This window comes from Streptomyces sp. YGL11-2 (assembly GCF_050054615.1).
Lineage (GTDB): Bacteria > Actinomycetota > Actinomycetes > Streptomycetales > Streptomycetaceae > Streptomyces.
Genome location: NZ_JBNHIN010000019.1, coordinates 137,372 through 144,081, shown reverse-complemented (window position 1 = coordinate 144,081; position 6,710 = coordinate 137,372). Strand labels below are relative to the sequence as shown.

At 73.6% G+C, this 6,710-nt stretch carries 7 protein-coding genes and 2 pseudogenes; 6 read left to right on the top strand and 3 right to left on the bottom strand.

Annotation, left to right across the window (positions count from 1 at the left end):
- Positions 1 to 166: 166 nt before the first annotated feature.
- Positions 167 to 1,072, bottom strand: coding sequence for a DUF3027 domain-containing protein (locus tag ACO1BR_RS22680; RefSeq protein WP_426796900.1), 906 nt, complete (start codon positions 1,070 to 1,072; stop codon positions 167 to 169).
- 379 nt (positions 1,073 to 1,451) lie between these two features.
- Between ACO1BR_RS22680 and ACO1BR_RS22675 the strand changes: the two genes are divergently transcribed.
- The 5 genes and pseudogenes from ACO1BR_RS22675 to ACO1BR_RS22655 form a co-directional block, all read left to right on the top strand.
- Positions 1,452 to 2,834: an MFS transporter gene (locus tag ACO1BR_RS22675; RefSeq protein WP_426796899.1), complete on the top strand. Its 1,383-nt coding sequence runs from the start codon at positions 1,452 to 1,454 to the stop codon at positions 2,832 to 2,834.
- Between the two features lie 80 nt (positions 2,835 to 2,914).
- Positions 2,915 to 3,415, top strand: a complete 501-nt coding sequence (locus tag ACO1BR_RS22670; RefSeq protein ID WP_426796898.1) for a hypothetical protein — start codon at positions 2,915 to 2,917, stop codon at positions 3,413 to 3,415.
- A 43-nt stretch (positions 3,416 to 3,458) separates the two neighbouring features.
- Complete coding sequence (locus tag ACO1BR_RS22665) at positions 3,459 to 4,205, top strand: futalosine hydrolase (RefSeq protein WP_426796897.1); 747 nt, start codon at positions 3,459 to 3,461, stop codon at positions 4,203 to 4,205.
- Positions 4,202 to 4,927: pseudogene (locus ACO1BR_RS22660) on the top strand (1,4-dihydroxy-6-naphthoate synthase); the annotation flags it as partial. The gene ACO1BR_RS22665 and the pseudogene ACO1BR_RS22660, both read left to right, overlap by 4 nt.
- A gap of 76 nt (positions 4,928 to 5,003) precedes the next feature.
- A pseudogene (locus ACO1BR_RS22655) lies at positions 5,004 to 5,171 on the top strand (1,4-dihydroxy-6-naphthoate synthase); the annotation flags it as partial.
- 23 nt (positions 5,172 to 5,194) lie between these two features.
- Here the strand turns inward: ACO1BR_RS22655 and ACO1BR_RS22650 are convergent.
- Complete coding sequence (locus ACO1BR_RS22650) at positions 5,195 to 5,578, bottom strand: cold-shock protein (protein ID WP_159508544.1); 384 nt, start codon at positions 5,576 to 5,578, stop codon at positions 5,195 to 5,197.
- Positions 5,579 to 5,783: 205 nt separating this feature from the next.
- Here ACO1BR_RS22650 and ACO1BR_RS22645 point away from each other — a divergent pair, with 205 nt between their 5' ends.
- Complete coding sequence (locus tag ACO1BR_RS22645; protein WP_159508545.1) at positions 5,784 to 6,050, top strand: hypothetical protein; 267 nt, start codon at positions 5,784 to 5,786, stop codon at positions 6,048 to 6,050.
- On the opposite strand, the gene ACO1BR_RS22640 is transcribed toward ACO1BR_RS22645, so the two are convergent.
- Positions 5,999 to 6,652, bottom strand: a complete 654-nt coding sequence (locus tag ACO1BR_RS22640; RefSeq protein WP_426796896.1) for an HAD family hydrolase — start codon at positions 6,650 to 6,652, stop codon at positions 5,999 to 6,001. The two genes, ACO1BR_RS22645 and ACO1BR_RS22640, sit on opposite strands and share 52 nt — an antisense overlap.
- Between the last annotated feature and the right edge of the window lie 58 nt (positions 6,653 to 6,710).

Below are 6,710 nucleotides of genomic sequence, written 5' to 3'. Positions count from 1 at the left end.
GTGTTGTGGACGTAAAGCGAAGCGGTCCACACCACAGGCGCCGGAGGCCCGGACCCGGCACCCACCACTTGGCGAGCAGCGCGCCCCCGCCTCAGACAACCTCCACCAACGGCGAGCAACCCCCACGGCGCCGCACCCGACAACGTGGGAAGCAAGCCCAAAACGCTCAGCTGTGGCCGAGCTCCTCCGCCGGCCCCGTGTCCTCCACGGAACCGCCGTCCGGCTCGGGCCGGAGGGCGATCGGCTCGACGACCGTCTCGTCGAGCACCGGCTCCGCCGGCTTCGGCGGCTTCGGCATCACGGCGGCCTCGGAGTGCGCGCCGCAGCCGTACGAGAGGGAGACGACCCGGCCGTCCGCGGGGGCGAACTCGTTGGCGCAGACGCCGAACGCCTGCCGCAGGGAGCCGGCGAGCGGCGTGAGGAAGCCGCAGGTCATGCACGTGGCGGGGGCCGCTTGGGCCATCGGGGTCTTGGGGCCGTACGCCTCTTCCCAGCGGTCCGCGGCGGCGTGCAGGCCGTAGCGGGACAGGACCCGGGCGCGGGCCATGCCCAGCTCCTCGGCGACCGCGCCGATGCTGCCGCGCGCGGGGACGGGCTGGGCCGCGGGCGAGCCGGGGAGGACGTCCGCCTCTTCGGTGTCGGCGATCTCGGCGGCCATGCCCTCGGCGACCGCGGAGTTCGGCGCCGGCTGGTCCTCGCCGCTGTAGCCGGCCTCCAGCCGCAGGTCCTCGGCCTCCGTGGGCAGCAGGTCGCCGGGGCCCATGTCGCCGGGGCGCAGCCGCTCGCTCCAGGGCACCCACTCCGGAGCCTGCAGCGCGTCGGGGCCGGGCAGCAGGACCGACTCGTCCAGGGTGACGAATTTGGCGCGGGAGGCGCGGGCGACGGTGACGGCCCAGCGCCAGCCGCGGTATCCGGGCTCCTCGCAGGCGAAGAGGTGGGTGACAACGCGATCTCCGTCGGCGACGGCGTCGATGTGCTCGCCGACCATGCCGGGCATCGCGACCTCCTCGGCCGCCGCACGGGCGAGGTCGACCGCCTCGGCGCACAGGCGGTCAGGGGTACGGCTTCGCATCGCAGCACTCACAAGAATCGATTCTCTCTTCCACGCCGTCTCACGAGCGCGCCAGCCGGAGCTGTCCTGGTCCTGTCCGGACGACCGGCGGGGACCGGGGCGGGCGGAGCGGACCTGGGGACCGCGTCGACGTCCGCGCCCGGCTGGTTCGTTCGGTCGAGCGCACCTCTTGCGTTTCTATTCTGCGGGATCGCAAGGCAATGAGGCACGCGGCCGAAACAGACCGCCGGTGGCGCTCTGCACACGCTACCCCTTCAAAGGTGTACGACCCCTCGGCGGGAGCGGCAAATGTCATGGGCAGCGGCTGGCGGACCGTGCGCCCCGCCCGGCAGGTGGGAGGAAGCACCCTCTCCCGGGCGGGTTGGGGCACTATGGCCGGGTGGCTGCCGTCAGGGCGACGAGGGAGTCGAGGGCCCGCCGGGCGGGCCGGTCGGCCGGGCGTGTGCTGCATCGGCCGTTCACCGGCGCGGCCCGCGGGCTGCGCCGCGCCACCCACGCCCACGGCGCCGGCGAATCGGGACTGGCCAAGCTGATCGAACTGCACGCGGTGAACTCCGCGGGCGACATGATGATCACGGTCGCGCTGGCCTCGACGGTGTTCTTCTCGGTGCCGACCCATGAGGCGCGGGGCCGGGTGGCGCTCTACCTGGCGGTCACGCTGGCGCCGTTCGCGCTGCTCGCGCCGGTGGTCGGGCCGCTGCTGGACCGGGTGCCGCACGGCCGCCGGGCGGCGATGGCCGGCTCGATGCTGGCCCGGGCGCTGCTGGCGGTGATGATGTCCGGCGCGGTGGCCGGCGGCGGGCTGGAGCTGTATCCGGCGGCGCTGGGGGTGCTGGTGTCGTCGAAGGCGTACGGGGTGGTGCGCAGCGCCGTGGTGCCGCGGCTGCTGCCGCCGCGGATCTCCCTGGTGAAAGCCAATTCGCGGGTGACGCTGTCCGGGTTGCTGGCCACGGGAGCGGCGGCGCCGATCGGGGCCGGGCTGGAGCTGATCGGACCGAGCTGGCCGCTGTACGGGGCGTTCGCGGTGTTCGTGGGCGGAACGTTCCTGTCGTTCTCGCTGCCGCACAAGGTCGATTCCGGGAAGGGCGAGGCCCGGGCCCGGCTGGCCTCCCGGGACACCGCGGCGGGCCCGGTGCACGGCCCCCGGCCCAAGCCGGGTCTGCGGACGGTCGGCCCGTCGGTGCTGCACGGCCTCCAGGCCAACGCCGCGCTCCGATCGCTCTCCGGTTTCCTGACCTTCTTCCTGGCCTTCCTGCTGCGCGAGCACCCGCTCGGCGGCCTTGACGCGGCGGTCTCGCTGGGGCTGGTAGCGGTGGCCGCCGGCACCGGCAACGCCCTGGGCACGGCGCTCGGCGCCTGGCTCAAGGCGCGTGCCCCGGAGGCGATCGTCGCGGCGATGCTGGGGCTGGCGCTGGGCGCCATGGTCGTCGCGGCGCTCTTCTACGCGGTGCTGGCGATCGTCGTGGTGACCGCGGCGGCGGCCACCGCGGGGCTGTGCCAGGCGCTGGCCAAGCTGTCGCTGGACGCGATGATCCAGCGCGATGTCCCGGAGGCGGTACGGACCTCCGCGTTCGCCCGGTCCGAGACCGTGCTCCAGATGTCCTGGGTGGTGGGCGGCGCGATCGGGATCTCGCTGCCGCTGTTCGGGATGCTGGGCATGACGGTGGCCGCGGGCCTGGTGGGGCTGGGTGCCGCACTGGCCGTACGGGGGCTGCTGGGCGCGGCCCGGCGGGGCGGCCGGGCGGCACCGCGGGTGGTGTGAGGCGCCCCGAGTGGCAGGCGCGGACGCGGCGCGCCGCACCCGCGCGTGGCGTGCGCGGGGGCGCCCGATAGCCTGCCCGTATGACCGCTGCGTTGATCTCCCGGGGCAAGGGCCGCCGCGCCGCCGCCCTCGGTGCCGTGTCCCTGGGCCTGCTCACCCTCTCCGCCTGCCAGCAGCCGACATCGCTGGCGACCGTGACCGTCGGTTCGACGACGGTGAAGGCCGAGGTGACCCCCGGCTGCGACGGCAACGGCAAGGTCCTCGACAAGCAGGCCCTCCAGGACTGCATCACCAAGAAGGGCACCGAGACCATCACGGTGCACCCGGGCGAGAAGGTCGGCGTCGGCGTCGACCCGAAGGTCGCCAAGGCCGGCTGGTTCGTGATCGGCGGCCAGCCCATCATGCGCGCCCCCAGCACGGAGACGTACCGCACCTTCGACGCGGACGACCTCTTCAAGCAGACCAACCCGCAGACCGGCCAGACCGGCTACCTCGACGAGGTCACGCTGATGGTCGCCCAGGTCGGCCCCGGCCAGGGCCCCACCGCCATCTGGCACTTCAGCCTGAAGAACAAGGACTGAGCGCGCTGACCGTGGACCGGCGGCCCGCGGCGGGGACCGCCTGATGCGGGTGCTGGTCGTCACCGCGGTGGCCGCCGAATGCGACGCGGTGTGCGGCGCCGGTGAGGCGTACGGGTCCCGGACGCTGCCCGGCGGCTACGAGCTGCACCGCGCGCCCGGCGGTTCGCCGGCCCCGGACGTGCTGGCCGCCGGCGTCGGCCCGGCCGCCGCGTCCGCCGGTACGGCCACCGCGCTGACCGCCGCCGCGCTGGCCGGCGAGCCGTACGGTCTGGTGGTCTCGGCGGGCATCGGCGGCGGGTTCGCGCCCGCCGCGCCGCTGGGCTCGGTGGTGGTCGCGGACGCGATCGTCGCCGCCGACCTGGGCGCCGAGACCCCCGACGGCTTCGTCCCGGTCACCGAACTCGGCTTCGGGACTGTGGCGCACCGGCCCGACCCGGCGCTGGTCCGGGCCGTCGCGGCGGCGGCCGGCGCAGCGGCCGGCCCCGTCGTCACGGTCTCCACGGTCACCGGCAGCGCCGCCCGCGCCGCCGAGCTGGCGGCCCGTCACCCGGGTGTGCTGGCCGAGGCGATGGAGGGGTTCGGCGTCGCCGAGGCCGCCGCCGCGCACCGCCTGCCCGTGCTGGAGATCCGTACGGTCTCCAACGCCGTCGGCCCCCGCGACCGCGCCGCCTGGCGGATCGGTCCCGCGCTCGCCGCGCTGACCGGCGCCTTCCGTACGTTCCCCGACGCCCTGACGGCCGCCGCCGGACCGGCTCCGGGGACGGCTCCGTCCCCGAGGAGGACCCCGTGACCCGGCCGCTGAACATCGCCTACTCGCCGTGCCCGAACGACACCTTCGTCTTCGACGCCCTGGCGCACGGCCGGGTCCCGGACGCGCCGGAACTGGCCGTCACCTTCGCCGACATCGACCTCACCAACGGCATGGCCGAGCGCGGTGAGTTCGACGTCCTGAAGGTGTCGTACGCGGTGCTGCCGTGGGTGCTCGACGACTATGCGCTGCTGCCCTGCGGCGGGGCGCTGGGGCGCGGCTGCGGCCCGCTGGTGCTGACCCGGGAGCCGGGGACGGCGGCGGATCTGGCGGGGAAGACGGTGGCGGTGCCCAGCGAGCGGTCGACGGCGTATCTGCTGTTCCGGCTGTGGGTCGCCGCCGAGGTGCCGGGCGGGGTCGGCGAGGTCGTGGTGCTGCCGTTCCACGAGATCATGCCGGCCGTCCGGGACGGCCGGGTCGACGCCGGACTCGTCATCCACGAAGCCCGGTTCACGTACCAGGACTACGGGCTGAGCTGCCTCGCCGACATGGGCGAGCACTGGGAGCACACCACCGGTCTGCCGATCCCGCTCGGCGCGATCATCGCCAAGCGCTCGCTGGGCGAGCCGGCGCTGCGCAGGCTGGCGGCGGCGATCCGCTCGTCCGTCCTGATGGCCTGGGACGACCCGGAAGCCTCCCGTCCCTACGTGCTGGAGCACGCCCAGGAGATGGACCCGAAGGTCACCGACCAGCACATCGGGCTGTACGTCAACGAGTNCGTCCGTCCTGATGGCCTGGGACGACCCGGAAGCCTCCCGTCCCTACGTGCTGGAGCACGCCCAGGAGATGGACCCGAAGGTCACCGACCAGCACATCGGGCTGTACGTCAACGAGTTCACCGCCGACCTCGGCGAGGACGGCTATGCCGCGGTGCGCGGGCTGCTCACCCGCGCCGCGGCCGAGGGGCTGGTGCCGCCCCTCGGCCGCGATGCGCTGAACTTCGTGTGAGCCGACGGGCGTCGGCCCGGACGTCAGACGTCGAGCTGGTCGGCGACCGCCCTCAACATGCCGGCGATCTTGCCGCCGTGCGCCTTGTCGGGGTAGCGCCCGCGCTCCAGCTGCTGGGTGACGTTCTCCAGGAGAGTGGTGAGGTCCTGGACGATCGAGGCGAGTTCGTCGGGCTTGCGGCGCTGCGCCGCGGCGACCGAGGGAGCGGGGTCGAGGAGGGTCACGCTGAGCGCCTGGTCGCCGCGCTGGCCTGCGACGACACCGAATTCGACACGTTGCCCGGGCTTGAGTGCGGCCACGCCGTCGGGCAGCACCGACGAATGTACGAAGACGTCACCGCCGTCATCGCGGGAGAGAAAGCCGAAGCCCTTCTCACTGTTGAACCACTTGACCTTGCCGGTAGGCACGTCTGTCCTCGTCCTCGTACTCGTCGGAAAATTCTGGGCTGGGTCACTTGCGTTACTGCGGAAAAATGCGGAAGCGAAAATGGGTCTGGATAGCACTGCAGCGGGCCACAGGACCCGCCACCACAAGGCTAATGGTCCGCTGGCCGGTGACAAGACGTCGCCAGGGGGATCCGCAGCGCTTCTGGCCCGGACTTACCCTGGTCAGGTGTCTGACGAAACTCCCCAGGCCGGGGATCTGCTGGTCCGAATCGGCGCGATCGTGTTCCTAGTTGGCGCAGTGGCCACTCTCGCCACCGTGATGCCGCTGTTCCTCGGTACGCACCCGCTGCCGTGGGTCTTCTACTGGGTGTCCATGCTGATGGGCGCCGGTTTCCTGATCGCCGGTGCCGGAGTGGTCCGCTCCGTCGCCGCGCAGCGGCGTCAGGCGGAGGCGGCGGCCCCGTCCGCGCCCGCCGCGCCACCCGCCACGTAACGATCCAGCCACGACGGGAAGTCCGTCAGGTCGCCGAGCAGCACCTCGGCGCCGGCCGCCCGCAACTCGTCGATGCCGCACGGCCCGGTGGCGACCGCGACGGACAGCGCGCCCGCGGTGTGCGCCCCGCGCACGTCCCCGGTGTGGTCGCCGACGTACACCCGCGCGCCGTGCTCGCGCAGCGCCCCGGCCTTGGCCTCCGCCCACAGTGAGCCGATCACCGCGTCCGCGGCGATGCCCAGGTGGGCGAGGTGCAGCTTGGCGTTCGGCTCGTACTTGGCGGTGACCACGACGGCCCGACCGCCGGCCGCGTGCACCGCGTCGACCGCCTCCCGGGCGCCGGGCATCGCGAGCGTCCCCGTGATGGCGTGCTCCGGGTACAACTCCCGGTAGATCCCGCTGATCTCCGCCACCCGCTCCTCGGGGAACCACCGGCGGATCTCCTCCTCCAGGGGCGGCCCGAGCCGGGTCACCGCGGCGTCGGCGTCGACATAGGTGCCGGTCCGGGCGGACAGCGCCTGGTAGGCGGCCTTGATTCCGGGCCGGGAGTCGATCAGCGTCATGTCGAGGTCGAAGCCGACCGTGAGGGGGTGCGCAGCCATGCCGGCCATTGTGCCCGCAGCCGTCACCCACCGGGACGTAGGGTTAGCCCTGCCTTAC